The 25,023-nt window shown below is 64.3% G+C and carries 22 protein-coding genes; 4 read left to right on the top strand and 18 right to left on the bottom strand.

Annotated features, from left to right (window positions below; all coding sequences use genetic code 11):
• Positions 1–55: 55 nt before the first annotated feature.
• The 3 genes from pcaB to K288_RS0113700 all read right to left on the bottom strand — a co-directional run bounded on the left by pcaB (position 56) and on the right by K288_RS0113700 (position 3,948).
• On the bottom strand, positions 56–1,417 hold the full coding sequence (gene pcaB / locus K288_RS0113710; protein ID WP_027580071.1) for a 3-carboxy-cis,cis-muconate cycloisomerase: 1,362 nt from the start codon (positions 1,415–1,417) through the stop codon (positions 56–58).
• Between the two features lie 1,002 nt (positions 1,418–2,419).
• On the bottom strand, positions 2,420–2,560 hold the full coding sequence (locus K288_RS53620; protein WP_160168970.1) for a hypothetical protein: 141 nt from the start codon (positions 2,558–2,560) through the stop codon (positions 2,420–2,422).
• Positions 2,561–3,237: 677 nt separating this feature from the next.
• Positions 3,238–3,948, bottom strand: a complete 711-nt coding sequence (locus tag K288_RS0113700; protein WP_027580069.1) for a Crp/Fnr family transcriptional regulator — start codon at positions 3,946–3,948, stop codon at positions 3,238–3,240.
• A gap of 187 nt (positions 3,949–4,135) precedes the next feature.
• Between K288_RS0113700 and K288_RS53615 the strand changes: the two genes are divergently transcribed.
• From K288_RS53615 to K288_RS0113685, 3 genes are all read left to right on the top strand, one after another.
• Positions 4,136–4,273, top strand: coding sequence for a hypothetical protein (locus tag K288_RS53615; protein ID WP_160168969.1), 138 nt, complete (start codon positions 4,136–4,138; stop codon positions 4,271–4,273).
• 119 nt (positions 4,274–4,392) lie between these two features.
• Positions 4,393–5,577, top strand: a complete 1,185-nt coding sequence (locus K288_RS0113690) for an NnrS family protein (RefSeq protein WP_027580068.1) — start codon at positions 4,393–4,395, stop codon at positions 5,575–5,577.
• A gap of 150 nt (positions 5,578–5,727) precedes the next feature.
• Complete coding sequence (locus K288_RS0113685; RefSeq protein WP_027580067.1) at positions 5,728–7,407, top strand: cache domain-containing protein; 1,680 nt, start codon at positions 5,728–5,730, stop codon at positions 7,405–7,407.
• 104 nt (positions 7,408–7,511) lie between these two features.
• Here the strand turns inward: K288_RS0113685 and K288_RS0113680 are convergent, their stop codons facing one another.
• The 4 genes from K288_RS0113680 to K288_RS45450 all read right to left on the bottom strand — a co-directional run bounded on the left by K288_RS0113680 (position 7,512) and on the right by K288_RS45450 (position 13,374).
• Complete coding sequence (locus tag K288_RS0113680; RefSeq protein ID WP_027580066.1) at positions 7,512–8,189, bottom strand: methyltransferase domain-containing protein; 678 nt, start codon at positions 8,187–8,189, stop codon at positions 7,512–7,514.
• Positions 8,190–8,439: 250 nt separating this feature from the next.
• A complete protein-coding gene (locus K288_RS0113675; RefSeq protein WP_027580065.1) occupies positions 8,440–9,819 on the bottom strand; it encodes a HAMP domain-containing sensor histidine kinase in 1,380 nt (459 codons plus the stop codon).
• A complete protein-coding gene (locus K288_RS0113670) occupies positions 9,816–10,490 on the bottom strand; it encodes a response regulator transcription factor (protein WP_027580064.1) in 675 nt (224 codons plus the stop codon). The genes K288_RS0113675 and K288_RS0113670 overlap by 4 nt, the downstream gene beginning before the upstream one ends.
• A gap of 76 nt (positions 10,491–10,566) precedes the next feature.
• Positions 10,567–13,374 carry a cation-translocating P-type ATPase gene (locus tag K288_RS45450; protein WP_244443142.1) on the bottom strand — a complete coding sequence of 936 codons (2,808 nt, stop codon included), beginning with the start codon at positions 13,372–13,374 and terminating at the stop codon, positions 10,567–10,569.
• Positions 13,375–13,668: 294 nt separating this feature from the next.
• Here K288_RS45450 and K288_RS0113660 point away from each other — a divergent pair, with 294 nt between their 5' ends.
• Entirely contained in the window at positions 13,669–14,568 is a 900-nt protein-coding gene (locus K288_RS0113660) for a universal stress protein (RefSeq protein ID WP_043159805.1), read from the top strand.
• A 3-nt stretch (positions 14,569–14,571) separates the two neighbouring features.
• Here the strand turns inward: K288_RS0113660 and K288_RS0113655 are convergent, their stop codons facing one another.
• The 11 genes from K288_RS0113655 to K288_RS0113605 form a co-directional block, all read right to left on the bottom strand.
• The gene (locus tag K288_RS0113655) at positions 14,572–14,898 is read right to left on the bottom strand and encodes a P-II family nitrogen regulator (RefSeq protein WP_043159803.1); all 327 of its coding nucleotides are present in this window, start codon (positions 14,896–14,898) and stop codon (positions 14,572–14,574) included.
• A 2-nt stretch (positions 14,899–14,900) separates the two neighbouring features.
• Entirely contained in the window at positions 14,901–15,587 is a 687-nt protein-coding gene (locus K288_RS0113650; protein WP_244443140.1) for a DUF1538 domain-containing protein, read from the bottom strand.
• 41 nt (positions 15,588–15,628) lie between these two features.
• Positions 15,629–16,324: a DUF1538 domain-containing protein gene (locus tag K288_RS0113645; RefSeq protein ID WP_027580060.1), complete on the bottom strand. Its 696-nt coding sequence runs from the start codon at positions 16,322–16,324 to the stop codon at positions 15,629–15,631.
• A 10-nt stretch (positions 16,325–16,334) separates the two neighbouring features.
• Positions 16,335–17,453 carry an MlaD family protein gene (locus K288_RS0113640; protein ID WP_027580059.1) on the bottom strand — a complete coding sequence of 373 codons (1,119 nt, stop codon included), beginning with the start codon at positions 17,451–17,453 and terminating at the stop codon, positions 16,335–16,337.
• Positions 17,454–17,466: 13 nt separating this feature from the next.
• Entirely contained in the window at positions 17,467–18,198 is a 732-nt protein-coding gene (locus K288_RS0113635; protein ID WP_027580058.1) for an ATP-binding cassette domain-containing protein, read from the bottom strand.
• Positions 18,199–18,200: 2 nt separating this feature from the next.
• Complete coding sequence (locus K288_RS0113630) at positions 18,201–19,298, bottom strand: ABC transporter permease (RefSeq protein ID WP_051334523.1); 1,098 nt, start codon at positions 19,296–19,298, stop codon at positions 18,201–18,203.
• Positions 19,299–19,618: 320 nt separating this feature from the next.
• Complete coding sequence (locus K288_RS45445) at positions 19,619–19,915, bottom strand: energy transducer TonB (protein WP_051334522.1); 297 nt, start codon at positions 19,913–19,915, stop codon at positions 19,619–19,621.
• 889 nt (positions 19,916–20,804) lie between these two features.
• Positions 20,805–22,541, bottom strand: a complete 1,737-nt coding sequence (locus tag K288_RS0113620; RefSeq protein ID WP_027580056.1) for a hypothetical protein — start codon at positions 22,539–22,541, stop codon at positions 20,805–20,807.
• 4 nt (positions 22,542–22,545) lie between these two features.
• Positions 22,546–23,637, bottom strand: coding sequence for a chemotaxis response regulator protein-glutamate methylesterase (locus tag K288_RS0113615; RefSeq protein WP_027580055.1), 1,092 nt, complete (start codon positions 23,635–23,637; stop codon positions 22,546–22,548).
• An 18-nt stretch (positions 23,638–23,655) separates the two neighbouring features.
• On the bottom strand, positions 23,656–24,498 hold the full coding sequence (locus K288_RS0113610) for a protein-glutamate O-methyltransferase (RefSeq protein WP_027580054.1): 843 nt from the start codon (positions 24,496–24,498) through the stop codon (positions 23,656–23,658).
• Between the two features lie 16 nt (positions 24,499–24,514).
• On the bottom strand, positions 24,515–25,000 hold the full coding sequence (locus K288_RS0113605; RefSeq protein WP_027580053.1) for a chemotaxis protein CheW: 486 nt from the start codon (positions 24,998–25,000) through the stop codon (positions 24,515–24,517).
• Positions 25,001–25,023: the final 23 nt, after the last annotated feature.

Raw genomic sequence — 25,023 nt, 5'->3', positions numbered from 1 at the left:
TCGGGATCCTTGGAATTAGTGCCTGGAATAGAGATAGGCGACCGGCGCAGGCGCTTCAACGTTTCACCGAGGACAGCACCCGGTCCACCATGTCGGGTGCAAGCCCGAGATAATTTTTCGGTGATGTCAGCCGCTCGATCGTCCCCCGGTCGATGCGGGTCGAGACCCGCGGATCGGCCGAGAGCGCATCCGCCAGCGTCATGCTTTTATCGTTGGCGACGCGGCAGGCATCATAGACGACGTCGTGCGCTTCCTGGCGGCCGATTTCGGGCGCGAGCCCCATCATCACGGCCTCCGCGACGATCAGCCCGCGGCTGATGTCGAGATTGTCTGCCATTTTCTTCTCATCGACGATTAGTCCGCCGAGCGCGAATTTTGCCTGGTGCAGGCTGCCCGCGGTCAGCACGAAACTTTCGGGAATCGCCATCCATTCGGCATGCCAGGGGCCGGTGGCGCGCTCGAAATCCTGCACCATTGCGTCCAGCATCAGCCCTGCGTGCTGGCGTACCGCCTTCGCTACCGCCAGCATCAGTTCCGAGGAGATCGGGTTGCGCTTCTGCGGCATGGTCGAAGAGGCGCCGCGGCCCTTCACGAAGGGCTCGTAGACCTCGGCGAATTCGGTCGAGGCCATGATCATGATGTCGAGCGCGATCTTGCCGAGGGAACCAGTGACGAGCGCCAGGAAGTTCACGGCCTCCGCAAATCCGTCGCGCGCGACATGCCAGGTGGCAACGGGAACGCCGAGGCCGAGTTCCTTGCACAGCGCCTGCTGCACCTCGAATCCCTTGCCGCCGAGCGAGGCGAGCGTGCCGGCGGCGCCGGCGAACTGACCCACCAGCACCCGCGGCTTAAGCTGCGCCAGCCGTTCGGCGTGGCGGTCGAACGCCGCAAGCCAGATCGCGGCCTTGTAGCCGAAGGTGACGGGAAGCGCCTGCTGCAGATGAGTGCGGCCCGCCATCGGCGTATCGCGATAGCGGCGGGAGAGATCGGCGAGGATGCCGCGCAAGGCGGTGATGTCGTCTTCGATGATATCAAGGCCGTCGCGCAATTGCAGGACCACGGCGGTGTCCATGATGTCCTGCGTGGTTGCGCCCCAATGCACGTAACGGCCGGCTTCGCCGCATTGCTTCGCGAGCTGATGCACCAGCGGCAGGATCGGATAGCCGACGATGTCGGTCTCCTCTCGCAGCACGTCGAAATCGAGCGCCGCGACATCGGTACGCTTCGCGATCTCGTCCGCGGCCTGCTGCGGAATGACGCCGCAGCGCGCCTCGGCTTTTGCCAGTGCAACCTCGACCTCGGCATAGCGCGCGATCAGACGCAGGTCAGAAAAGACCTCGCGCATCGCCGACGTGCCGAAGGCGTCGCGGAACAGGACGGAATCGAGGACGGTGGTCGCAGCGGGAAAGACAGGCATGACGGGCGTTTCGCTTTTTTGTTGTGGTTGGCAAGGGTAGCGTAGCGCAATATCGGTGCCAGTGGTTAGGTAGATTGGCGCAAGGTGGCTCGGCGCAACCGCCATTGCGAGCGGAGCAATAACGCGCTTAGTCTCGCTGCTAGACCCTCATGGTGAGGAGCGCGCAGCGCGTCTCCGGACGATGCTTCACATCGCTCGGAGAGCCATGAGGCCCCGCCGGTGGCCTCGCCCTTCGAGACGGTCGCTACGCGACCTCTTCAGGGTGAGGGGATAGGTTGGAGTGTGCTACTCGATCCACGTCATTGCGACGGGGTCGATGCTGATTCAAATTTCAAACAGCACGTCCGTAGGATGGGTAGAGCGCAGCGAAACCCATCGCGATGGAGCGGGCGGCGCCAATGATGGGTTTCGCTTCGCTCTACCCATCCTACGTCTGATTCAAACAGCGGATATGAGTTTGCGTTCTCGCGACGCTTTGCGTCCGAGGTTTGCGTCTCGTTTCACCCTCGTCGATATCAGAGGGCGCAGGGAAAGCCGGGTGCTGGTTGCACCCGTGGGCCCCGTGCAACAAAAAGCACGGGGGTAGGACCACAGGTTCAACCGAAGCATTCCGGCTTTCCCTGCGCGATGGTTTACGGCTTATTTCGTGCTCTCCCCGGTGACCGGGCTCTTTTGCCACCGTCATCCATCCCTCAGGACTTAGCGCCAGCGTCGGGGCGCCAGGACCACACGACTTCGCCGTCCGCGTTACATGCGCTCGTCAGTCGCACGCATCGCGTCCACCGCATCTCACCGCAACGTCCGTGACGATCGCGAGCCGCCCCTCATCCGCCGTGAGACGCGCGGAGTCATAGCGATGATTTGCCCGACGGCGAAAGCGGAATATTTTTGCGAGACGGGCTGGACAGACTTATTGCTGATTTGCCCGTCGGGCAGCGAGCGGGAGAGAGAGCGCCGTGCGAAACGGCCGCAAATGCCGTGAGCTTCCAAAGCCAGGCTTGGTCACGGCATCACGCTGCTGTGGGCCAATTGCTTCGTGACGGGCAGTTCGCGGTGCGGCGATCCGAAGGCGGTCCAGATCGCGGCGGCAAGCACCAGAGCGGTCACGATGTAGGGGGCAGCGTTGGGACTTCTGCTTTTCATTGGTCTCATCCGGCGACTGCGGGGCGCGTGCGCCGGCGCCATTGTTTTCGTCGGTCGTGGGTAATTGAAATGATGTCACGGCCATTCGCCGAGAACCGGTGACACCCAATCCTACTTCAAGAAATCCCGAGCCTGCTTCAAAAAATACCGACCGCCTCTTCAATCGACTGTTAGCAATGTTCGCTGCATGAATACTTTGTCGGCATTGGGACGGTGTCTGCACTTAGTCACTAAAAAGTATTTGATTTTGGATGACGCAATCGTCCATGCCATCACCTCCATGACGGATTGATGACACGGGGACCTTGTGTGACTACTCAAACGCCACGACTTCATGAAAACAGCAGGCGCCGTAAATCGGCGCAGGAAGAGGTAGCGCGTTCGCTCGAGCGTGAACTGGGTCTTCTGGCCGAAGAGCGGAAAGAGCGCGCCCGGCTGCTCGGACTGGATGCAACATTGGATCTCAACAAGCCCACTGAGTAATGGGCTACCGCACGCCGGGCAAGCCGATCGGCCCGCCCGGCCTGCCAGCCCCTAGAGAATCAACAAAACGCGGACGGACACCGTTCGACAATGAGGCGGAACCCAAGATCGCGGGTGGCACACCGGCGGCACAACCACTGGTTCCGGGGTGGAGAACGACATCGGTCACGCAGGTGCGGCGCGATCGACGTCCGTCAGGACCTTGCGGAGGGAATGCGGCCTTCGGCCAGCGCGAACAATTTGTGAGGGTCACGCAGCACGATGCGCTGGCGGCCGCCTTCGACGAGGCCCTGCTGCTCCCATGCGCTCAGGATACGGCTCACCGTGTGCAGCGTGGTGCCGGTCATCTCGGCGACGTCCTGACGGCTGATCGGAAAATCAATCTCGACGCCGGTCTCGATCCTGCGGCCGGCCTGCTTCGCCAGGCGAAGCAGCGCGTGCGCGACGCGCTGCTTGACCTGCTCGCTCGACAGCTCCATGACCCGGGCCTGCGTATCCTGCAGCCGGCTGCCGACCGTCTGCAGCGCCTTCGCCGCGAGGCTCGGGAATTTCGCGGTCAGGCGCGGCCACGCCGCCGATGGCCAGCACAGCGCGATACTCTCGACCGCAGCCACGGCCGTCGCCGGATAATGCTTCAGCGCCAACGCCTGCGCCACGCCAAAAATCTCGCCCGGCGAGACGTAGCGGACGACGATCTGCTGTCCCTGCGGCGTGGTCTTCTCGACGCGGAGATGGCCGTGCAATAGCACGAAGAACGCATCGGCCTCCGCGCCCTGATGAAAAACCGCGCTGTCCTTCGGATACCGGATGGAGCGCGCTTCCCGCAGCACTTCGTCGAGCTCGGCCGGGCCAAGCCCGGCGAACAGCGCGACGTCGGCCACAACCGATCGGTCCACGGGCGGCATGGTGCTCTCTTCGTACGAAACCGGTGGCGTGGAACCTAGAACCCGAGGCCCCACGAGGCAACTAGGGGCGGAACCGGAGGCCCGTTGCCTACAATCCTCCGGAACGTTGTCCTGACGCAAACCGCGCAGGGCCTCGGAACGCTACCGTTCAATACACACACGCCAACAGGGTTTCGAGGAGGTTAACATGCGCGAGACGATGCTTCTGGCAACAGCCACCATGCTGGCCATGGCCGGGCTCGCCGCCACCCGGATCGAGCACTGGGCCCTCGCCAAGCTGTTCGCTCGGCGCAAGGCCGGCAGGACCGCCGAGGCGGGAAAGTAACAATAACCAGAGCGGGATGATTTTTCTTCGAATAATCATCCCGCTCTATCTTTTTGTTTGCGCATGATCTTTTCGGAAAACCGGTATCCACTTTTCCGGATCATGCTCTAAACGAGCGGATGGCAGCCATGTCGATCCCAAGATTGCGCCAGTACCAGGGGCCGGCCGTGCTCTCTTACGGCTTCCGGCCGTTCTTCCTGCTCGGCTCGGCCTATGCCGGCGCGATGATCCTGATCTGGCTCCCGGTGTATGAAGGCCATCTGGCGCTGACCACGGCATTCTCGCCGCGCGACTGGCATGTGCACGAGATGCTGTTCGGCTATGTCAGCGCGGTGATCGCCGGCTTCCTGTTGACCGCGGTGCCGAACTGGACCGGGCGATTGCCGCTGCAAGGCAATTCGCTGGCGACGCTGGTCTCGACCTGGATCGCCGGCCGGATCGCGATCTTCCTCTCGGCATCGATCGGATGGGCGCTGGCGGCTGTGATCGACGTCGCGTTCCTCACGCTGCTCGCTTTGGCGGCGGCGCGCGAGATTGTGGCGGGACGCAAGTGGAGTAACCTCCCGGTCGTGGCGCTGGTCTCGCTGCTCTCGCTCGCCAATGTCGCCTTCCATATCGAGGCGCATTTCAACGGCCTTGCCGATTATTCGACGCGGTTTGCGATCGGGCTTGTGATCATGCTGGTTACGCTGATCGGCGGCCGCATCGTTCCGAGCTTCACGCGCAACTGGCTCGCGCGCCAATCCGCCGGCCAGATGCCGGCGCCGTTCAGCCGCTTCGACAGCATCACGGTCGCGCTCGGCGGCGTCGCGCTGCTGGCCTGGGTCGCGATGCCGTCGGGCTGGCTCACCGCGGCGCTGCTGCTGCCCGCCGGCGTCTTCCATTCGATCCGGCTTGCCCGCTGGGCCGGATACCGGACCGTGTCCGACCGCCTGGTGCTGATCCTGCACCTGGCCTACGCCTTCATACCGGTGGGCTTCCTCCTGACCGGACTGGCTGCGATCGACCTCGTTCCGGTGGGCGCCGGCATCCATGCCTGGACCGGCGGCGCCATCGGCGCGATGACGCTCGCGGTGATGACGCGCGCCACCCTCGGCCATACCGGCCAGGCGCTGCAGGCCTCCGCAGGAACGCAGGTGATCTATGCCGCGATCGTCATCGCCGCGCTCGCACGCATCTGCGCCTCGCTCGAACCGGCGCACATGATCCCGCTGCTGACGGCGGCCGGCGCCGCCTGGGCGATCGCCTTCATCGGCTTCGTTGCGCTTTACGGTCCCGCGCTGTGCTCGCCGCGAAAGGCGTGAGGCTTGGATTTACAGTATCCGAGGAGGTGACCGGCCGCATCGGGAAGGTACTGCAGCTGTATCCCGTTAGGGGCAATTTCACCAATTCGCATTAATCCGTTCGGAACCATCGGCGGCCGAAGCCGCCGAAAGCTCCAGAATAGGTGTGCGATGCTCGGCAATCTCAGAATTTCCTCCAAACTGATGATCATGGTCGGAGTTTCGGTGCTCGGCATCGTCACTGTGGCCTTTGTCAGCCTGCAGGCGCTGAAGAATAATCTGCTCGAAGATCGGAAAGCCAAGCTGCAGGATGTGGTCCTGCTCGCGAGGCAGACGGTGGAGCAGGACTACGAGGCCGCCAAGAAGGCCGGCCTCTCCGACGCGCAAGTCCTCGAGCGAAGCAAGGCGCTGCTGCGCACGCTGCGCTTCGGCAAGGACGACTATTTCTATGCCCTGGGCAAGCAAGGCGTCGTCGAGTCGCATCCGAATCCGAAGGTCGAGGGCAAGAACCTGATGGATACGCCTGACACGGACGGCGTGTACTTCACCCGCCGGCAGGTCGAGATGGCGCCGCAGGGCGGCGGCTTCGTGCTGTACCGCTTTTCCCGCGCGGCCGGCGGCGAGCCGGTGCCGAAAATCTCCTATGCGACCGAATTCAAACCCTATGGCTGGGCTATCGGCGGCGGCGTCTATCTCGACGACATCGATGCGATCTTCTGGTCGGAGGCGCGCTGGATCGGATCGATCCTCGCCGTCGCATTGCTGCTCGTCGCCGGCATGTGCTTCCTCGTCGGACGCAGCATTGTCCGCCCGATCACCGGCATGACCGCCGCCATGCGCAAGATCGCCGACGGCGCGACCGACACCGAGATCCCCGCGCAGGAGCGCCGCGACGAAGTTGGCGCGATGGCGCAGTCGGTCCAGGTGTTCAAGAACAACATGATCGATGCGGCGCGGCTGCGCGGCGAACAGGACGATATGAAGAATCAGGCGGAAGCCGAGCGGATCAGCCTGCTCGGCAAGATGGCCGACGAATTCGAGAACAGCGTCCGCAGCTCGCTCGATGCGCTCGCGGGCGCAGCCGTCGACCTGCGCACGACCTCGAACAGCATGTCCGGCGCGGCCTCGGAAGCGAGCCGGCAGGCGACGACGGTGTCCTCCGTCGCCGAACAGGCGTCCGCCAACGTGCAGACTGTTGCTGCTGCGACGGAAGAATTGTCGTCTTCCGTCTCCGAGATCGGACGCCAGGTCGCGGAGTCGACCCGCGTGGCCCAGCAGGCGGTGGACGAGGCCAACCGCACCAATGTGACGGTGCAAGGCCTCTCGGCGGCGGCGCAGAAGATCGGCGACGTGATCAAGCTCATCAGCGATATCGCGAGCCAGACCAACCTCCTGGCGCTGAACGCCACGATCGAGGCGGCGCGCGCCGGCGAGGCCGGACGCGGCTTTGCGGTGGTGGCCAGCGAAGTCAAATCGCTGGCGAGCCAGACCGCGAAGGCGACCGAGGAGATTTCCGCGCAGGTCGCGGCGATGCAGGGCGCGACGACGGACGCCGTGCAGGCGATCGAGGGCATCGGCGGCACGATCGGCGGGATCAACGAGATCACCACCGTGATTGCGGCGGCGGTCGAGCAGCAGGGCTCGGCCACCAGGGAGATCGCCCGCAACGTGCAGGAAGCCGCGCACGGAACCAGCGCGGTCTCCAGCAATATCGGCGGCGTCACCCGCGCCGCGGGCGACACCGGCACGGCCGCGGGCAAGGTGCTGGATTCGGCGGAAGAGCTCAACAGGCAGGCCGCGATGCTGCGAGGCAAGGTCGACGGCTTCCTCGCCAACATCCGCGCCGCGTGAGCAACAGAGCGTTTTCGAGCGAAGTGGGACACCGGTTCGCGTGAAGAAAACGCGTCAGAACAAGAATCTAGAGCTTCGGTTCTGACTCTGTCAGAACCAAAGCTCTAGCCCGGCTCGAGTACCTGAGGAACGACTGTCAATCGGGGTCGCAGCCCGAGATCGTCGAGCTGCGACTGATCCTCGATCGCGCCGGAACGCAGCGCGGAGAAGCGCGAGGGCGCGCGCCGCACCAGCCGATAGACGGAGGCCGGCGGCAGGTTGCTCATGGTGCGCCCGACCAGCGTGGCTTTGAGCCCGAGCCGATCGAGGATCGGCCGCGGGATCGGCGCCCTCGGTCCATAGGTGAACTGATAGAACGCGCCGTTCGGACGCACATAGCGAAACGCGCCGCTCAGGATCGACAGCACCTTGCGCGGCGACATCGTGAGCAACGGCAAGCCGCTCACGATCGCACCGACCGAACCGTCATCGGCGAGCTTCACCGTGCCGAGCCGCGCCGCATCCATCCACAGCACGCGCGCGCCGGGAAAGCGCAATTGCAGGACCTGGACGAATTCGGATCCGTATTCGACGATGGTGAGATCCTGCTGCCTGATTCCCTTCTGCAGCAGCTTGTAGGTGAAGACGCCGGTGCCTGCGCCGAGCTCGATGACGGGGCCGGATGACGACGTAATCTCGCGGGTGATCAGTTCGGCGAGCGCATTGCCGGATGGGGCGACCGCGCCGACACGGCGCGGGTTGAACAGCCAGGAGAGAAAAAACGATGTGGCATCGTGAGACATGAGTCCATGACCTTGCAATAATCAGCGCATTGTCCCGGCGCCGTGCCGCAAGCCCCAGATGCGATTCGGATCAAGACGCGCTCACCATCCACGCGCGGCATTGCAACAGCATTGCGTGTTGCGAGGAGATGATGTGGCCACATGAAAAATGCCGTAGCCCGGGTGGAGCGTCAGCGTAACCCGGGGACGGTCGTCGATGTTGATGCAGATGTCCCGGGTTGCGCTTCGCTTCACCCGGGCTACAGATCCCTCAGCCCAAAGCGGGGAGCACCATCGGCGGCAGCGAGATGCGGAAGCAGGCGCCGTGGCCGCTTCGTTCGGTGACGCTGACCTCGCCGCGATGCAGATGGATGATCTCGCGCACGAGGTTGAGGCCGAGGCCCGCGCCGCGATGCCGCGGCTGCAGGCGGTGGAACGGCTCGAAGATGCGCTCGCGCTCGGCAGCCGGAATGCCGGGGCCCTGGTCGCGGACTTCGACCGTCGCCGGCGCGCTGACGGCAACGACGATGGCGCCGCGATGGCCGCCATGCTGGATCGCATTCTGCACCAGATTGACGACGGCGCGTTCGAGCGCGCCCCGATCGCCCCACACCTCGATGCGCGCGCCCTCATGCTGCAACGAGATCTCATAGCCGGCCGCGATCGCCAGCGGCGCGAGATCGGCGATCACCTGCGCGCAGAGAGCTGCAAGATCGATGGCGGACGATTGCACCAGCCGCTGCTCGAGCCGCTGCAGATCGAGCAACTGCTCGGTCAGCGTCGAAAGCCGCGAGACGTCCTCGATCAGGCGCGCTTTCTCCGTGCTCTGCGGCAGGCCTTCGAGGCGCGTGGTGAGGATCGCGATCGGCGTCCGCAATTCGTGCGCGGCGTCAGCCAGAAAGCGCCGGTGCCGCTCATAGCCTTCGTCGAGCCGTCCGAGCGCATCGTTGACGGCGGTCACCAGCGGCGCGATCTCGGTCGGGACCGCGCCGACCGGGAGCCTGGCGCCGCGCTTGTCGATGTCGATTTCGCCGGCCTGATGCGCCGCTTCGTCGAGGCCCGCGAGCGCGTTTCGCACCACGAGCGGGGTCGCCACCAGCGTCGTCAGCGCCATCAGGGCAAAGCCGGGCAACATCAGCCCGAAGAAAGCTAGCGTGATCTGCAGCAGCGACTGCGCATCCGAGATCCTGATCTCGCTGGTGACGATGATCTGCACCGGGCCTGCTGCGGTCTCAACCACTTTCATCTGCCCGCTGATACGACGCGAATCGTCACGGGCGCGATCCCAGCTACGAGTTTCGCCATCGACATCGCCGAGCGCGCCGCCGAGACGGGAAAACTCCGGCGGCACGTTGCCCTCGGAGAGCGAATGGCCGGACTTGTCGTGGATCACGAACCACAAATTACGCGTATCGCCGCGCAGCTCCTTCAGCGCCGGCGTCTCGTGCAGGACAAGCGTTCCGTCGGCGCTGCGCGCCACCGCGTCGCGCAGCACGTCGATGCCGCGTCCCTCGTCGCGTCGATATACGCAACCGGACGCCCACAGAGTTGCAATGACCAAAACAACAAGAGCGACGAGCAGCACCGCATGCAGCGGGATCAATCGGCGGATCAGGCGCGACCGCAACGACGCCGTGTTCATCGCCGTCATGATGCCGCCCTCAGGAGATAGCCGACGCCGCGGATGCCGTGGATCTCGACGCCGGCGCCGGCCTCGGTGAGCTTGCGGCGCAGGCGCGAGACATGCGTGTCCAGCGCATTCGACTGCACCTCTTCATCGAGCGAATAGACCGCGGCCTCGAGTGAAGAGCGCACCACCGTGCGCCCCATCCGCCGCATCAGGGTTTGCAGCACCAGCAACTCGCGGCGCGGTAATTCCAGGAGGCGGCCGTCGACCTCGGCCTCGCAATGGTTCAGATTGAAGCTCAGCCGCCCGAGCCTGACGATATCGGGCTGCAGGTCGGCGGGCCGCCGCCACACCGCGCGCAGCCGCGCCAGCAATTCCTCGACCGCGAACGGTTTGGCCAGATAGTCGTCGGCGCCGGTGTCGAGGCCGGTGACGCGGTCCGACAATTCGCCCCGCGCCGTCAGCACGATCACCGGGGTCGGGATCGCCTTGGCGCGGAGCTTAGGGATCAAGCTGATACCGTCGCCGTCGGGCAGGTTACGGTCGAGCAGGATCGCGTCATAGGCGCCCGCCACCATGATCTCCGCGGCCTCCAGCAGCGAGGTCGCCCGGTCGGCCAGCATGTCGTAGCGTTTCAGGACCGCAGACAAGGCCGACGCCATCTCGTCTTCGTCCTCAACCAGAAGTATCCGCACCACCCTGACCCAGGCAATTCAAGTTCACCGGGTTCCATAGAGCCGTTGGATTGCGGCTACATTGCGTGTTTGGCGGCTATCGGGGCGCCAAGCTGGGGCTGGAAGGGCCGCCGATTCCCCGTATCGCAACCTTGCTCAGTTCACACAGCCACAACACCGAGCTTGCGACCGCCGCACAGAACAGCCAGTCACCGGCGCTCAGGCTGACGGTCGAAAATGCCTCCTGGAGGAAGGGCGTATAGATCACGAATGCGTGCAGCAGGAGCGAAAGCACCACCGCTGCCCAGAGCCAGGCATTGGTGAAGAGCCCGTGGAATGCGCTGAGTTCGTCGGAGCGCGCGTTGAACACATTGAAAAGCTGAAACAGCACCAGCGTCGTGAAGGCCATGGTTCGCCCATAGGCGATCGTGCCCGAGCCTTCGATCAGGCCGCCCGGAAGCGAGGCGTCCAGCACCAGCAACGTGCCTGATGCCATGATGATCCCGACCAGGAAAATCCCGCCCCACATGTGCCGCGTCATGACGCCCTCATCGCGCGGGCGCGGCGGGCGCTGCATGATGGCCGGGTCCGCCGGGTCGACCGCGACAGCGAGCGCGGGCGCGCCGTCGGTCACCAGGTTGATCCAGAGGATCTGCGTCGCCAGCAGCGGGAGCACGACGACACCGCCGGCGGCGGAAAGTCCGATGCTGTCCGCGAGCACGACGCCGAAGAACATCGTCAAGACCTCACCGATATTCGACGACAGCAGATAGCGCAGGAATTTGCGGATATTGGCGAAGATCGCGCGTCCCTCCTCGACCGCGGCGACGATGGTGACAAAATTGTCGTCGGCGAGGACCATATCGGCCGCCTCCTTGGAGACGTCGGTGCCGGCAATTCCCATCGCGACGCCAATGTCGGCCGCCTTCAGCGCCGGGGCGTCGTTGACGCCGTCCCCGGTCATCGCCACGGTTTCCCCTGCCCGCTGCAGCGCCCGCACGATGCGCAGCTTGTGACTGGGATTGACGCGCGCATAGACCGAGACCTCCTGCACGGTGCGGTCGAGTTCTTCCTCCGTCATGGCCTCGAACTCGGCGCCGGAAACCGCGCGTTGACCTGATGTGATGATGCCGAGCTCGGCGGCGATGATCGCCGCAGTCTTGGGATGATCGCCCGTAATCATGATAGGGCGGATGCCCGCTACCCGGCAGCGTGCGACCGCATCGCGCGCTTCCTGGCGCGGCGGATCGATCATGCCGATCAGGCCGAGAAAGACGAGGTCCTGCTCCACATTCTCGTCGAATGCATCACGCTGCGACCTTTCCGCGGGCAGCGAGCGGAAGGCGACGCCAAGCGTCCGCAACGCTTCCTCGGCAAGCGCATCATTGCTCGCCATGATCTCAGACTTGCGCGCGGCGGTGAGCGCGACTGCGTCCGGTCCGACGAGTTCGTGGGTGCAGCGCGCGAGCAGGACATCGGGCGCACCCTTGGTCACCGCAATCAGGCGGTCGCGCCGCTCGGTGTCCGTATGCACCGTGCTCATCAGTTTACGCTCGGACGAGAACGGAATCTCGCCGATCCGGGCGAAGCGCTGGTCAAGCGCGGCAGGAAGCAGGCCGGCCTTGCAGGCAGCCACGATCAATGCGCCTTCGGTCGGATCGCCCTGCACGATCCAGGCGCCGTCGCGCTCCTGCAGTATCGCGTTGTTGGCGCGCTCGGCCGCCGTCAGCGTGCGTTCGAGCTCGAATTGCAACGCGTTCCTGTCCGACGCATCGCCGACGAGATGCACGTCTCCTTCCGGCGCATAGCCGGTGCCGGAGAGATTGGTGCAGCCGCTCGCCGTCACGACCCGGCGCACGGTCATCTCGTTCCTGGTCAAGGTGCCGGTCTTGTCGGATGCGATGACGGTCGCCGAGCCGAGCGCTTCCACCGCGGCGAGACGGCGGATGATAGCGTTCTTCTTCGCCATCCGCTGCATGCCGATGGACAGCACGGCGGTGACCACCGCCGGCAATCCTTCCGGAACCGCTGCGACGGCCAGCGCCACGCCGAGCAGCAGCACCGCGAAAATCTGGGAGAAGCCGTGGATGTCGCTGACGAGAAAGATCGTGCCGATCATGGCCACTGCAATCAACACGACCGTGATCGCAAGCATCTTGCCGACGCGCGCAAGCTCCCGCTGCAGCGGCGTGGTCTCCTGCGGCGCCTCACGCAGCATGCCGGCGATCCGGCCCATCTGGGTCTGCATCCCCGTGGCGGTGACCACAGCGCGGCCATGCCCATAGACCGCGATGGTCCCGCTGAAGATCATGTTGTGCCAGTCGCCCAGCTCGGCCTTTTCAGCCACGGGCGCGACGTGCTTGCTCACCGGCAGGCTTTCGCCGGTGAGCGCGGCTTCCGCCGTCTGCAGCGCGGCAGTTTCGATCAGCCGGGCGTCGGCCGGAATGGTATCGCCTTCCGCAATGACGATGATGTCGCCCGGCACCAGCTCGGCCGCCGGGATGTTGCGCCGCTCGCCATCGCGGACTACGTTCGAGTGCGCGGCGGACATCTCACGCAACGCGGCTGCGGCGCGCTCCGCCCGGGCCTCCTGGATGTAGCCCATGAGCGCGTTGAGCAGGACGATGGCAAGGATCGCGATGGCCTCGTAAGGCAGCGCGGTTTCGTGCTCATTCAGCCAGATCGCGATCGAGATAACCGCCGCCGCGATCAAGAGAAGCACCAGCACGTCGGTGAACTGATCGAGGAACTTCAGCCATTCCGGACGCGGTGGCACCGTATCCAGTTCGTTCCGCCCATCGCGCGCAAGGCGCCGGGCGGCCTCCGCACTGCTCAGGCCGCGCGCGGCATCCGTATGCAGGGCGGCCACCGTCTCCGCCGCCGTTTGCCGGTGTGCCTCGTGCATCGTCGGATCGGAGGATTTCCTATGCATGCCGCTGCAATGATACGTTGCGATGAAGTTTCCTGGTACCGGGAACCGCGCTTGTCGGGATGATCCATGTCAACCCACACGACGCGATCGACGCTACAGCAGTCATGGGAACGCGATTGCGACGGAAGCAGGTGAACGAAATGTCGCAGCCAAGACCGTTGCGGTCACGTGCTGGAACCCGGACGATCGCATCGCGGCGACGAACAGGACACCGGTGCTTTCGGCGAATTGAATGGAGCCTGCCGCACGGCTGAAAGGTAGCGTCACATGAGCGAAGCAAGCCCGACGAAAGAACCGCCGAAATCGATCCTGCTTGCCACGGATCTCAGCCCTCGCTGCGACCGCGCGCTCGATCGCGCCGTGCTGCTGTCGCAGTCGTGGCAGGCAAAGCTCGTGATCCTGCACGTTCTCGAAAACCTCCAGGATGCGGATTTCGATCCGACCGTTCCATCCTGGCGACGCCCACCCGATCCCGTCAGCGTGGCGGCAAAGCAGTTGCTGGCGGATATCGGCCCGCTGGCGAAGACAGCCGATGTCGTGATCGACGAAGGCGACCCGGCCGAGGCGATCGTGCGCACCGCCGAAAAGAAAGGATGCGATCTCATCATAACCGGCGTTGCGAGGGATGAGCCATTCGGCCGACTTTTCCTTGGTACGACGGTCGACCGCCTGCTTCGCAGTTCGCGCACACCCACCCTGATCGTGAAGAAAAGGGGACAGCGGGCTTACGGCCGCATTGCCGCAGCGATCGACTTTTCCGATGCATCACGCCATGCGCTCGACGCCGCGGTCCAGTGCTTCCCCGAGCAGGCGCTCATGATATTCCACGCATACGAAATGCCGATGAGCGGGTTGGCCCACGATTCCGCTGCCTATCGACGGCAAACCCAGCAGGCTGTGGAGCAGGAATACAAAGCCTTCCTGACGACAGTGACATGCGGCGAGACGATCAGGCAGCGCGCACGTTCTTTCATCGAATTCGGGACGCCGGATGAAGTGCTGCGGCGGGGCGTGCGCGACATGGACATCGACCTTGTCGTGCTCGGCACCGAGGGCCGTGGCGCGCTCTCCGAAATGCTGGTCGGAAGCGTCGGCAAACATCTCATGGCCGAACTGCCATGCGACGTCCTGATGATCAGGGAACCCGCCGCACCACCAGCCGCCTAGCAGTCACGTCGGCTCCTGCACGAGATGGACAATGCCGGCCACCTTCTCCACCGGCACGACGAAGGCAAGCCCGTGGCCCGGCCGGGTCAATTCCGCGGCGAGGACGATCTCCTGAAGGACGGTGTCCTTCAGCTCCTCCGGAATGACCGTCAGGACGATTTCCTTTTCCGGCTCGATCTGGATACCGAAAACACGCTGCTGCTCGTTGCGCCCGATTCCACGCCCGAACAACACCGTGCCGCCGTGTGCGCCGGCTCTCATCGTTGCCTCCAGCACCGTATCGCCCCACCCTTTGCGGACGATGCTCACAATCAAGCATGGGCCCTGCATCGTTATTTCTCCTGTTCGCGCGTTTTCAGGCGGACGAGAAGTCCCAGAATCATGACCGAGATGATCGGAGCCACGGCAATCAGCGCCACAAAACCAAAGCCGTGGATGATGGGATCCTGATCTCCCATCGCCGCAGAGGTCCCCAAAGCGAGCGCCAACAGAAACGTGTTGGCGAGCGGGCCTGTGGCGACGCCTCCGGCATCCACCGCGATCGCAACGAAATCTCGGTCACTCAGTCGCATCAAAAAGATCACGAGAAGATAGCCTGGCACAATCAGATAAAGCAGCGGAATGCCGTACGCGATCCTGAGCATGCCGAGGCCGACCCATAAGGCGACGCCGATGCAGACCGAATACAGGACCAACGTTCCGTGAATGGAGCCGTTCGAGGCTTCCTCGACCTGGTTTGCCAGGATGCGCACGGCAGGCTCGCCCCATGTGGTGAGGAAGCCCAGCAGCGATCCGGCCAGGATGATGAACCAGGTTTGCTCCAGCGCGCCAAAGGCTTCGCCGATGGCCCGGCCGAACGGCAGGAATCCGATCCCGACCCCAAGCAGGAAAAGGAAAAGCCCGACCGCGGCAATCGCCGTTCCTCTCAGAATGTCGGCCACCTGGCGCTTCGGCAGCCTGAGCAAGAAGAACTGGAAAAGCAGAAACAGCACCACCAGCGGCGCGATCGCGAAGATCACGCTCCAGGCGGTTGCCGCTATCTCTGCCGTCCAGGTTTCGGTCATGACAGCAGCAACCCCGCCAACAGAACCGCCACGATCGGGCCGATCGAAGCAAATCCCAGAAGCCCGAATCCATCCGATACCGCCGAGCGTCCGGCCAGAACGGAGCTCAAGCCGATCGCAACCGCAATCACGACCGGAGCCGACAGCACGCCGGTCGTGACGCTTCCGGCATCAAAGGCGAGAGGCGTGAAGTGCGCGGGCGCAACGAAGGCCAGCGCAATCACCAGCGCATAGGCGACCGTAAGCAGCGACCGCATCGACCAGCCCAGAATGATCCGTCCCATTGCGAAGGCGGCGAATGCCGCAACCCCGAACGCGACGACATACAGGATCGCATGCCCGGAAATCGTGCCACGGGATACCGCGTCGACTTGTTGCGACAGAACCAGCACATCAGGCTCCGCGACGGTCGTCGCAAAGCCAAGGCAGAAGCCGACCGCGACGATCAGTGCGATGGATCCCTTTTTCGGCAATTCGGCCCCGATGAATCGTCCCATCGGCAGGATGCCGAGATCGATGCCGGTAAAGAGCAGGAGCATGCCAACGATGGTGAGGATCGAGCCCGCGAGAAACTGCAGGAACAGCCCGACCGGAGCCTGAACGACCGTCGCCTGAAGGATGCAGACGATGCCGATGAGCGGTGCGACGGCCTTGAGGACGTCAAGCAGCTTTTCTTTGAGCAAAGGCCGCATCCAATGGATCCTACTTGGATGATTCGTTTTCGTGGGCCGCCGTCCATACGATCAGGTCGCGCGCGAGCGCATCGAACGCAGCGTTGAAGGCCTTTGCCGCTGGCGCGGGCGCCAGCGTCTCGATCGGCGCTTCCTGCTGGAAGACGCGCGCGGCGCGCAGATGTCCTGATGAATCGAGGAGCTTGGCGGACAGCGCGATTGCGGCGCGCGGCTGCGGCGCTGTCACGATCTCGAACCGGCGCAGGTCGAGCAGCAGGCGGGACGAGCCTTCCGGCGCGGCGTCGGGCCGGAACGGCGGATGGGCGATGTCGTAGTTCTCAAAACTCTGCAGCAGTTTCGCCTGCACCAACTGCGGCAACGCGTCGCTCCATTGCGCGTCGGCGAAATCCTTGTCGTCGTCGCCCGCGAACAGGAAGCGCTGGGTCTGCAGGGCGGTGATCGCCGTCGGTTCGGCAATGGAAAGCGTTCCCTTGAGGGGATGGATCGGCGCATCGAACCGGCTGGCAGGGCTGAGGTCGTAGACTGCCTTGCGCGTGGTGGCACCACCGCCGCCCATCGTCCGATCGAGCCCGGCGATGATATTGTCCAGGCGTGGGGTGTTGCGCGCGAGCCCTTCGGCAAAGGTGCCGATGTTGCCGATCGCATCATGCAGCGTTGCGGAATTGTCGCTGAGCACGGTATCGACCTTGCGCAGCGCGTCGCGTGCGGCCTGCGTCATGCTCTGCCCTGCGCCTTTTTCGGCGATCAGCGGGCCCTGCACGCGTGGCGCGTCGATCCGCTCACCGCCTTCCAGCGCCACCACGGGCACGCCGGTCAGGCCCTGGAAATCGAGGCCGACCCTGGTATCGGCGCGAACCGGCGTGTGCTCGAGCACGGCGATGGTGGCATGAATGTCGCGCGGCCGGTCCGGCACGAATTCGAGCGCGGTGACCTCGCCGACGCGGATGCCGTTGAACAGCACCGCAGCGCCCACCAGCAGGCCGGGAACGGGACCGTTGAAGACGACCTGGTAGGTCTCGCGCTTGCCGATGCCGCCGGTGTTGTTGAGCCAGTAGACGAAGCCGAACACGGCGACGATCGCCGCCAGGACGAAGGCGCCGACAACGATAAAGGGAGCGCGCGTTTCCATTGATGTCGTTCCGTTAAGCGTTGAGATGAAGCATTTGCGCTCGCGCGCCGTGGAAATAGGCCCGCACCCAGGGATGATCGGATTCCAGCACGGATTTCAGCGGACCGAGCGCGGCGATCTTGCCGTCGGCCAGCGCCGCGACGCGGTCGCACACCGCGTAGAGCGTGTTGAGGTCGTGGGTGACCATGAAGACGGTGAAGCCAAGCGTCTGCTGCAGCGTCTTGATGAGGGAATCGAATTCGCCCGCGGCGATCGGGTCAAGCCCCGAGGTCGGCTCATCCAGGAACAGCAGCGCGGGATCGAGCGCGAGCGCGCGGGCCAGCGCCACGCGCTTGACCATGCCGCCTGAAAGTTCGGAGGGAAACTTGTCGCCATCGTCGACGGTGAGGCCGACCATCTCGAGCTTCGCATTGGCGATCTCGTCCAGCAAAGACGGCGACAGATGCGCGGCCTCGCGCAGCGGGAATTGCACGTTCTGCCGCGCGTTCAGCGCCGAGAACAGCGCGCCCTGCTGGAACAGCACGCCGCTCCTGGCGTCGTTTTCGGCAAGCTCGATGATGCCGCCGCGCTTCGGCAGCAATCCGATGATCGTGCGCATCAGCACGGATTTGCCGCCGCCGGAGGCGCCGACCAGGCCGAGGATCTCGCCCTGACGGACATCGAGACTGAGATGGTCGAGCACGATCTTGCGGCCGAAGCCGACGACGAGATCCTGCACATGGATGGCGATACGTTCTTCGGTCACGGCTACATTCCGATCGAGGCGAAGAACACGGCGAACAGGCCGTCGAGCACGATGACCAGGAAGATCGACTTGACGACGGAGGACGTCGTCTGTTGCCCGAGCGATTCCGCGCTGCCCTTGACGCGGAGGCCTTCGCTCGCCGCGATCAGGCCGATGACCAGCGCCATGAACGGCGCCTTGATCATGCCGACCTCGAAGCTGTTGATCGAGACCGCCTCGTGCAGCCGCGCGATGAAGATCGCCGGGCCCATGCCGCCGTAGAGCCAGGTGACGAGCCCGCCTCCATACAGCGCTGCCATCGACCCCAGGAAGGTGAGGATCGGCAGCGCGATCACCAGCGCCAGCACGCGCGGCAGGATCAGGACCTCGACGGGATCGAGGCCCATGGTCGTGAGCGCGTCGATCTCCTCGCGCATCTTCATCGAGCCGATCTCGGCGGTGTAGGCGCTGCCGGAACGTCCGGCCACCATGATCGCGACGATCAGGACGCCGAGTTCGCGCAGCACCAGGATGCCGACCATGTCGACGACATAGGAATCGGCGCCGAACTTGCGAAAATGGAAAATGCCCTGCTGGGCAATGATGGCGCCGATCAGGAACGTGATCAGCGCCATGATCGGGATCGCGCGCCAGCCGACCTGGCCGAGTTGATAGACGGTGGAGGTGAAGCGGAACGATCGCGGATGGCGCAGCGTCCGGAACAGCGCGATGCCGACACTGCCGAGCATGTCGAGAAAGACCATGCTCTCGGCGGTGACGCCGCGCCCGACCCGCTCGAGCAGGTCGGCGAGCGCGTTGGTGTGCCGCGCAGGGGTCGGCGCCGTGCGGTTTAGCTTCCGCACTTCGCCGATCAATCCGGAATAGCTGGCGGAAAGGCCGGTTATCTCGGCCTCAGTCGTCTGCGCAGGCCCGCTGCGCGCCATTTTCTCGATCAGCCACGCGCCCACAGTGTCGAGCGCGGTGATCCCGCTCAGGTCGATCTTGCGGATGCCTTGCGCGACGCGCGGCTGGATGCCCGCACACAGCCGCTCCAAAATCTCGACATTGGCAACCGTCCACGCGCCACGCGGATGCAGCGAGCCGACCGCGCCGTCATCCATGGTCAGGTCAGGGGCACTGTTCAAGATGATACCTCCGGAAGTCCGGAGGCGACCCTAGCCAGGCCGGCGGGCAATCGTTTGACACAGCGCAATAAATCCCGAGGGCAGCTTCGTAGCGCGGGTGGAGCGGAACGCGTACCCCCGGGGACATCTGCATCAACGGGTGCGAGCGGCCCCGGGTTACGCTGGCGCTCCACCCGGGCTACGGGCCCTCTTTCGTGCGAGCGCTCCCGACCAAGCCGCCGAGCGTGGAGTACGGGGCCGACAGAACTCGGCGAATCCCTGCTTGAGCCGCTGGCCCAATTCGTCAGCCGGGCGTCTCACGACGGATCGAAGCCGAGCGGGACTTCCACTGTCATGGAATCGGGAAGAGCCGGTGGTATCTGCGGCAGCGGCTGGGCGCGCCAAATGGTATCGATTGCGGCCTGATCGAGCACGGCTTGACCGGAGCTGGTCTTGACCCAGGCGCCGAGCAGCTTGCCGTCGCGGCCGACCGAGAACACCGCAAGCACTGTCCCCTGCAGATGCTGCCGCTTGGCGGCCCGCGGATAGCGCTGGAATTTGTCGATATGACGCATCAGGGTGTCCCTGAACTGCAGCTTCGCGGGGCTTGGCACGGCGTCCGCGGAACGCTGCGGGATCCTGCTCGAAACGGCCGCTTCGGAAGACGACGTCTCTTCCGCCGGCAGTGACGCCAGCGCATTGCGCGACGTGTCGGCCGGCGTCTCAGTCGGACCTTGCCCGGATTTGCCGCGTTCACGGCCGTTGACTGCGACGCCTGGTTCACAGGAATCGGCAGCGGATCCGGACGCGGCAACAGCCGGACCTCGACGAACGCCTTCGGCTCGGCCTGTCCGGCGGACCTGTACAGTTGAAGGTGAAGCCAATACACGCCGCCGGCGAAAAGCAGCCCGACGATCGCCGGAAACAGCATCAGCCGCAAGCCTTGCCCCAACAGCGAGGCATCGGGATCCTCATGGGCTGCGAAAAATTTCATCGCGACGTGCTTACTGTGGGGACCGCGCACACCGGATAGAGGCGGGCGACGACAAATAGCGCAAGCACCGGCAGAACAGGTCGAACCGCCGTCTCAGTGGTAACCGGTGAGGCACCGACATGGGCCCCCAATCGCGCCCCCCGCGCTAGCATCCGGTCATCTCGTTCGTACCTGCCTTCCGTGAAATCATCCGGCCCGCAAATCGGCTCGCCAGCGAGGCGCGCAGCTAAGGCTTGGGCCGGAAGCTACCTGATATAGCCTTTCTGTGACAAGAATCTATTCCCGCCACGCTGCCGGCGAGGCCTGTTCGAGCGCGATGAGCACGCTCGACGGTCATCACTTTTACCACCGGCTGTCACGCATTTTACGGCGGCGGTATTCGATGCCGTCATCAGAATCGACGCGTTTCTACGCAGATCAGTCTAGGCAATCTGCGTAAACTTGATCGCCATGCGAACCGGTGTCCACCTTCGGATCAAGTCCGAGGACATGCTTCGCTCGAAAACGCTCTAGAACAACAACACGCCGTCGTCATGTACTTCCGGTTCCGTCCGGCGCGGCGCGGATTTTGACTTCAAGCCAAGGCGTTGCAGGAAATCCCGATGGACCTGCCGCTCCCGTTCCATCGTGTACTGCGCGACCAGATCGTCCAGCACCACCTCATCGCTTGACGTCAGCGACAGCTTTCCAGCGATCACGCTCGAAGCCTCGAGGCGCGCGGCAGCGGCCGGAAGAGACGCCGACGCTTCGCCGAGTGCGGTCATCAGATCGCGGGCACCACCCATCAACGCCTCGAATTCGGCGCCCTCGCGGACAAGCCGGTCCATCAGCCGACCGAGCCGTTCGTTGCCGGCCTCGATCTCCTGCAGCGTTTGCATGATCGAAGGTTCGAGCCTGGTCAATTGCGCGGGATTTCCACGATCGCGCAGCTCCTTCAGATCGCCGGCAGCGCGCTCGATCCGGTCGAGGATCGGTTTCAACCTGGAGGCGCCGGCGGAGACCTGATCCGCAGTCACCTTGAGTTCGTTGGCGATCACGACAAACGCATTGCCCTTGACGCCCAGATGGCCGGCCTTGAGGCTGGCATTCATGCCGATCAGGATGATGTCGACCACGGCCTCGCCAAGGCCCGCGATCGCCAGACGAAACTTGCCGAGCGTATCCTCGACGACGGAGAGCGCGGCATCGACCGATTTGCCGGAACTCTCGCAAGTCGCGATCAGTTCCGAGGCCTGCGCCAGCGTTTGCTTGATGACGGCAAGGAACGACGGGGCCTCGCCGTCGTGGCCGCCATAGACCGAACGACCTTGCGCGACGACGCCGGTCGCATCGGCAAGAACGGCATTCAGCGAACGGACGATCGCGCCGATATCATCGCCGAATTCGCGCTCTGCGTCCTTGAGCTGCGCGGCCTGGAGCTGGCAGACGATTTGGGCTCTTTGCGCGCCGGCATCCGCCTCAAGCGCCGGCACGATACGCGCCGGCGTCCCGGCGGCACGGCGCAAGCCGCCGCAGACATGCTCCAGACGTTGCCGCGTGCTGTCACCCGACTGCAGCGAGACGATCGCGCTGCCGACGGCATCGGCGATCTTCTTGGTGCTGCTGCCCGCCAACGCAACAAGATGGACGCTTTTGTCCTGCTGCTCGCGCATCCCTGCGTAGGCCGAGATCAGGCCGGCGCTCGCCGAGAGCAGCTGCTCGCGATAGAGCTTCTCGAATTCCTTCTGCCGATTGAGTGCGGTTTCGACCGCCAGCGACAACAGTTTTTGATCGCGCGCGCAGCCTTCGATCGAATGCTGGACTGATTGCCCGAGCTCGAACGCCTCCTTGGTGAAATCAAGGAAGCTGTCGCGGTCGCCGTCGAGCGAGGCCGCCTCGATGCGCGCGCTCCGTGCGATGATGGAGATCATCTGGATGTGCTTGAAGAGCGGCGCGATCTGCGAGGATGCCGCCTCGGCATCCTCGCCGATCCGGCCGAGAAGCGCGCTTTCTGCCGGCAGCGCTTCGGCAAGCGCGTTCAACCGGCCGGCGATATCCTGAAGCGCCGTCGAAGCGCCTTCGATCTCGGCGCCCGACATTTCGCGCGAGAGCCCGGTGAGCGCGCCCTCCAGCTCCTTGAACAGGGCGTGACCGCGACCGAGCTGATTGCCGGTTTTCGCAAAACTGGCCTCGATGCGGGATGACACGTCCTCGATGGAGGCAAGTGCCGCGCTAATCGTGTCGGTCTGGACGTCGGTAGAGATCATTGCATCATTCCGTCAAAGCAGGTTGTCCGGCCTGGTGCCAGAGCATGATTTCCCGGGAGATCTGGCCGAGCGAGACCACCTTCTCGACGGCACCGTGTGCGATCGCCTCTTTCGGCATGCCGAACACCACGCAGCTCTCCTCATCCTGCGCGCGCGTCGCAGCGCCAAGCTTGCGCATCTCCAAAAGGCCCCTTGCGCCGTCGTCGCCCATCCCCGTCATGATGATCCCGAGGGCATTGCGGCCGGCATATTGAGCCGCCGAACGAAACAGGACGTCGGCCGAGGGCCGATGCCGCGACACCGGCGGACCGTCCTTGATCGCGATGCTGTAACGCAAGCCGGTGCGCTGTAGCAGCATGTGGCGGGCGCCGGGCGCGATATAGGCGCAGCCTGGCTGCACCGGCTCGCCATCCTCGGCCTCCTTCACCGTGATCTGGCAGGCAGCGTTGAGACGCCGCGCGAACGCCGCGGTGAAGCCCTGCGGCATGTGCTGGACGATCAGGATCCCCGGACAATTCGGCGGCAGCGCCTCCAGCACGTCGAGCAGCGCCTCGGTGCCGCCGGTCGAGACGCCGATGCAGACGATGCGCTCGGTGGTCGGCCGCGAACGCCCCTGGATCGGCGGCGGCATGATCGCATCCGCGGTCAGCTTCTTCTCGACGATGCGCCGTTGCAGACGCGGGCGCACACGCGCGCGCGCGGCCGACTTCACGGCTTCGCGCAGCCGGCTCGAGCATTCCAGGAGCGCCTGCCGCGTATCGATCCGCGGCTTGGGAACGATATCGACCGCACCGGCCTCGAACGCTTCGAACATCTGATCGGAGCCCTCTTCGGTGAGCGAGGAGCAGATGATCACCGGGATCGGGCGCTGCGCCATGATCTTGCGCAGGAAGGTGATTCCATCCATGCGCGGCATCTCGATGTCGAGGATAATCACGTCGGGCAACTCGTTCTGCAGTCGCCGCGCCGCGGCGAACGGATCGGACGCCGTCGCCATCACCTCGATATCCGGATCCTCGCTCAGGATGCTCGTGAGGATTTGGCGGACCGACGCCGAATCGTCCACGATCAGCACGCGAAGTTTTTGCCTGGGCATTGCCGTGTTGACCATGCGCTAGACCCTGAAGATCGTTGGTTGAACCTGCTTCAATGTCGGCACCGTGTTGTGGATCATCGATTCGGAATGCCCCACCAGCAGATAGCCCCCCGGCCGCAGATGCGAGCAAAGCTGATCGACGACCTTGCGCTGCGTCTGCCTGTCGAAATAGATCAGGACGTTCCGGCAAAAGATGATGTCGACGTCGCGATCCACGGGATAGCTGGAATCCATCAAGTTCATCCGCATGAAATTCGTCAGTCGGCGCAATTCCGGCACCACGCGCACCTCGTTGCTCGACCGGTCCTTTGACGACAGGAAGTAGCGCTTCACGAACTCGGCAGGGACCGGCGCGATGACGTCGCGCGTATAGATGGCGGCCTTGGCGAGCCGCAGGACCGCGGTCGAGATATCCGTTCCGAGGATGCGAAACTGGAACCTGGTGCCGGACCTCGTCATGTCGTCGAGAACCATCGCGGTCGTATAGGCTTCCATGCCGGTCGAGCAGGCCGCGCTCCATATCTTCAGCCCATGCGATCCGCGGCCGCGTGGCTTCAGCAGCGCCGGCACCGCAACCTCCTTCAAGAAGGTGAAATGCGCCGGCTCGCGGAAGAAATCCGTCTTGTTGGTCGTGACCACATCGATCAGATGGGTGAGTTCGTTGTCGGGCAGGCCATTGTCGAACAGATGCTCGACATATTCGTTGAGCCCGGAATAATTGAGCGCGCGGACGCGCTTGTGCAGCCGCCCCTCCAGCATCAGGCGCTTGCCGGCAGGCAGCTTGATGCCCACCTGCCCCTCAATCAATTGAGCGATCGTGCGGAATTGACGATCGGATAGGTGTACCCCTGCCCCCAGCATCGCCGATTTCGTAAATCTAGGCTGCGGCTGATGCGTCGACCCGGGCTTCGTCCGCGGGCACTTCCGCGTCGGCCATCAATCGCGCGAGATCGAAGATGATGACGAACTTTTCTCCCTTGCGTCCGATGCCGGCGATGTAGTCGGATTGCCAGCGTCCACCGACCGAGGGCACGGGACCGATCGAGCCCTCGTCGATGTCGGTGACCTCGAACACGCAGTCCGCCACGAAGCCGACGCCAACCAGGCGGTCGTTCATCGGCACGTCCAGGATGATGATGCGCGTCGCCTCCGTCGCCGGCACGCTCGGCAGATCGAGCTTCAGACGGAGGTCGACGATCGGATAGCCGCTCCCTCGCACATCGATCATGCCGAGCATGAAATGCGGCGCGTGCGGCAGTCGCGAAATCGGGCGCATGTCGAGGATTTCGCGAACGTTGCAGATGCTGATGCCGAAGGTTTCCCCGGCAAGACCGAGCGTCAGATATTGAGCCGTGCCGGCCATGTTGCGTCCTTCCGGTCCCGCGT

Source organism: Bradyrhizobium sp. Ai1a-2 (assembly GCF_000426245.1).
Classification (GTDB): Bacteria; Pseudomonadota; Alphaproteobacteria; order Rhizobiales; family Xanthobacteraceae; genus Bradyrhizobium.
The sequence above is the reverse complement of the archived record's forward strand: the minus strand, read 5'-3'. Positions and strand labels throughout refer to the sequence as shown.

Coding starts and splice junctions, on each gene's coding strand:
- pcaB (WP_027580071.1), bottom strand. CDS start 1,417: ATGCCTGTCTTTCCCGCTGCGACCACCGTCCTCGATTCCGTCCTGTTC.
- K288_RS53620 (WP_160168970.1), bottom strand. CDS start 2,560: ATGAAAAGCAGAAGTCCCAACGCTGCCCCCTACATCGTGACCGCTCTG.
- K288_RS0113700 (WP_027580069.1), bottom strand. CDS start 3,948: ATGCCGCCCGTGGACCGATCGGTTGTGGCCGACGTCGCGCTGTTCGCC.
- K288_RS53615 (WP_160168969.1), top strand. CDS start 4,136: ATGCGCGAGACGATGCTTCTGGCAACAGCCACCATGCTGGCCATGGCC.
- K288_RS0113690 (WP_027580068.1), top strand. CDS start 4,393: ATGGCAGCCATGTCGATCCCAAGATTGCGCCAGTACCAGGGGCCGGCC.
- K288_RS0113685 (WP_027580067.1), top strand. CDS start 5,728: ATGCTCGGCAATCTCAGAATTTCCTCCAAACTGATGATCATGGTCGGA.
- K288_RS0113680 (WP_027580066.1), bottom strand. CDS start 8,189: ATGTCTCACGATGCCACATCGTTTTTTCTCTCCTGGCTGTTCAACCCG.
- K288_RS0113675 (WP_027580065.1), bottom strand. CDS start 9,819: ATGACGGCGATGAACACGGCGTCGTTGCGGTCGCGCCTGATCCGCCGA.
- K288_RS45450 (WP_244443142.1), bottom strand. CDS start 13,374: ATGCACGAGGCACACCGGCAAACGGCGGCGGAGACGGTGGCCGCCCTG.
- K288_RS0113660 (WP_043159805.1), top strand. CDS start 13,669: ATGAGCGAAGCAAGCCCGACGAAAGAACCGCCGAAATCGATCCTGCTT.
- K288_RS0113655 (WP_043159803.1), bottom strand. CDS start 14,898: ATGCAGGGCCCATGCTTGATTGTGAGCATCGTCCGCAAAGGGTGGGGC.
- K288_RS0113645 (WP_027580060.1), bottom strand. CDS start 16,324: ATGCGGCCTTTGCTCAAAGAAAAGCTGCTTGACGTCCTCAAGGCCGTC.
- K288_RS0113640 (WP_027580059.1), bottom strand. CDS start 17,453: ATGGAAACGCGCGCTCCCTTTATCGTTGTCGGCGCCTTCGTCCTGGCG.
- K288_RS0113630 (WP_051334523.1), bottom strand. CDS start 19,298: ATGGATGACGGCGCGGTCGGCTCGCTGCATCCGCGTGGCGCGTGGACG.
- K288_RS0113620 (WP_027580056.1), bottom strand. CDS start 22,541: ATGATCTCTACCGACGTCCAGACCGACACGATTAGCGCGGCACTTGCC.
- K288_RS0113615 (WP_027580055.1), bottom strand. CDS start 23,637: ATGCCCAGGCAAAAACTTCGCGTGCTGATCGTGGACGATTCGGCGTCG.
- K288_RS0113610 (WP_027580054.1), bottom strand. CDS start 24,498: ATGCTGGGGGCAGGGGTACACCTATCCGATCGTCAATTCCGCACGATC.
- K288_RS0113605 (WP_027580053.1), bottom strand. CDS start 25,000: ATGGCCGGCACGGCTCAATATCTGACGCTCGGTCTTGCCGGGGAAACC.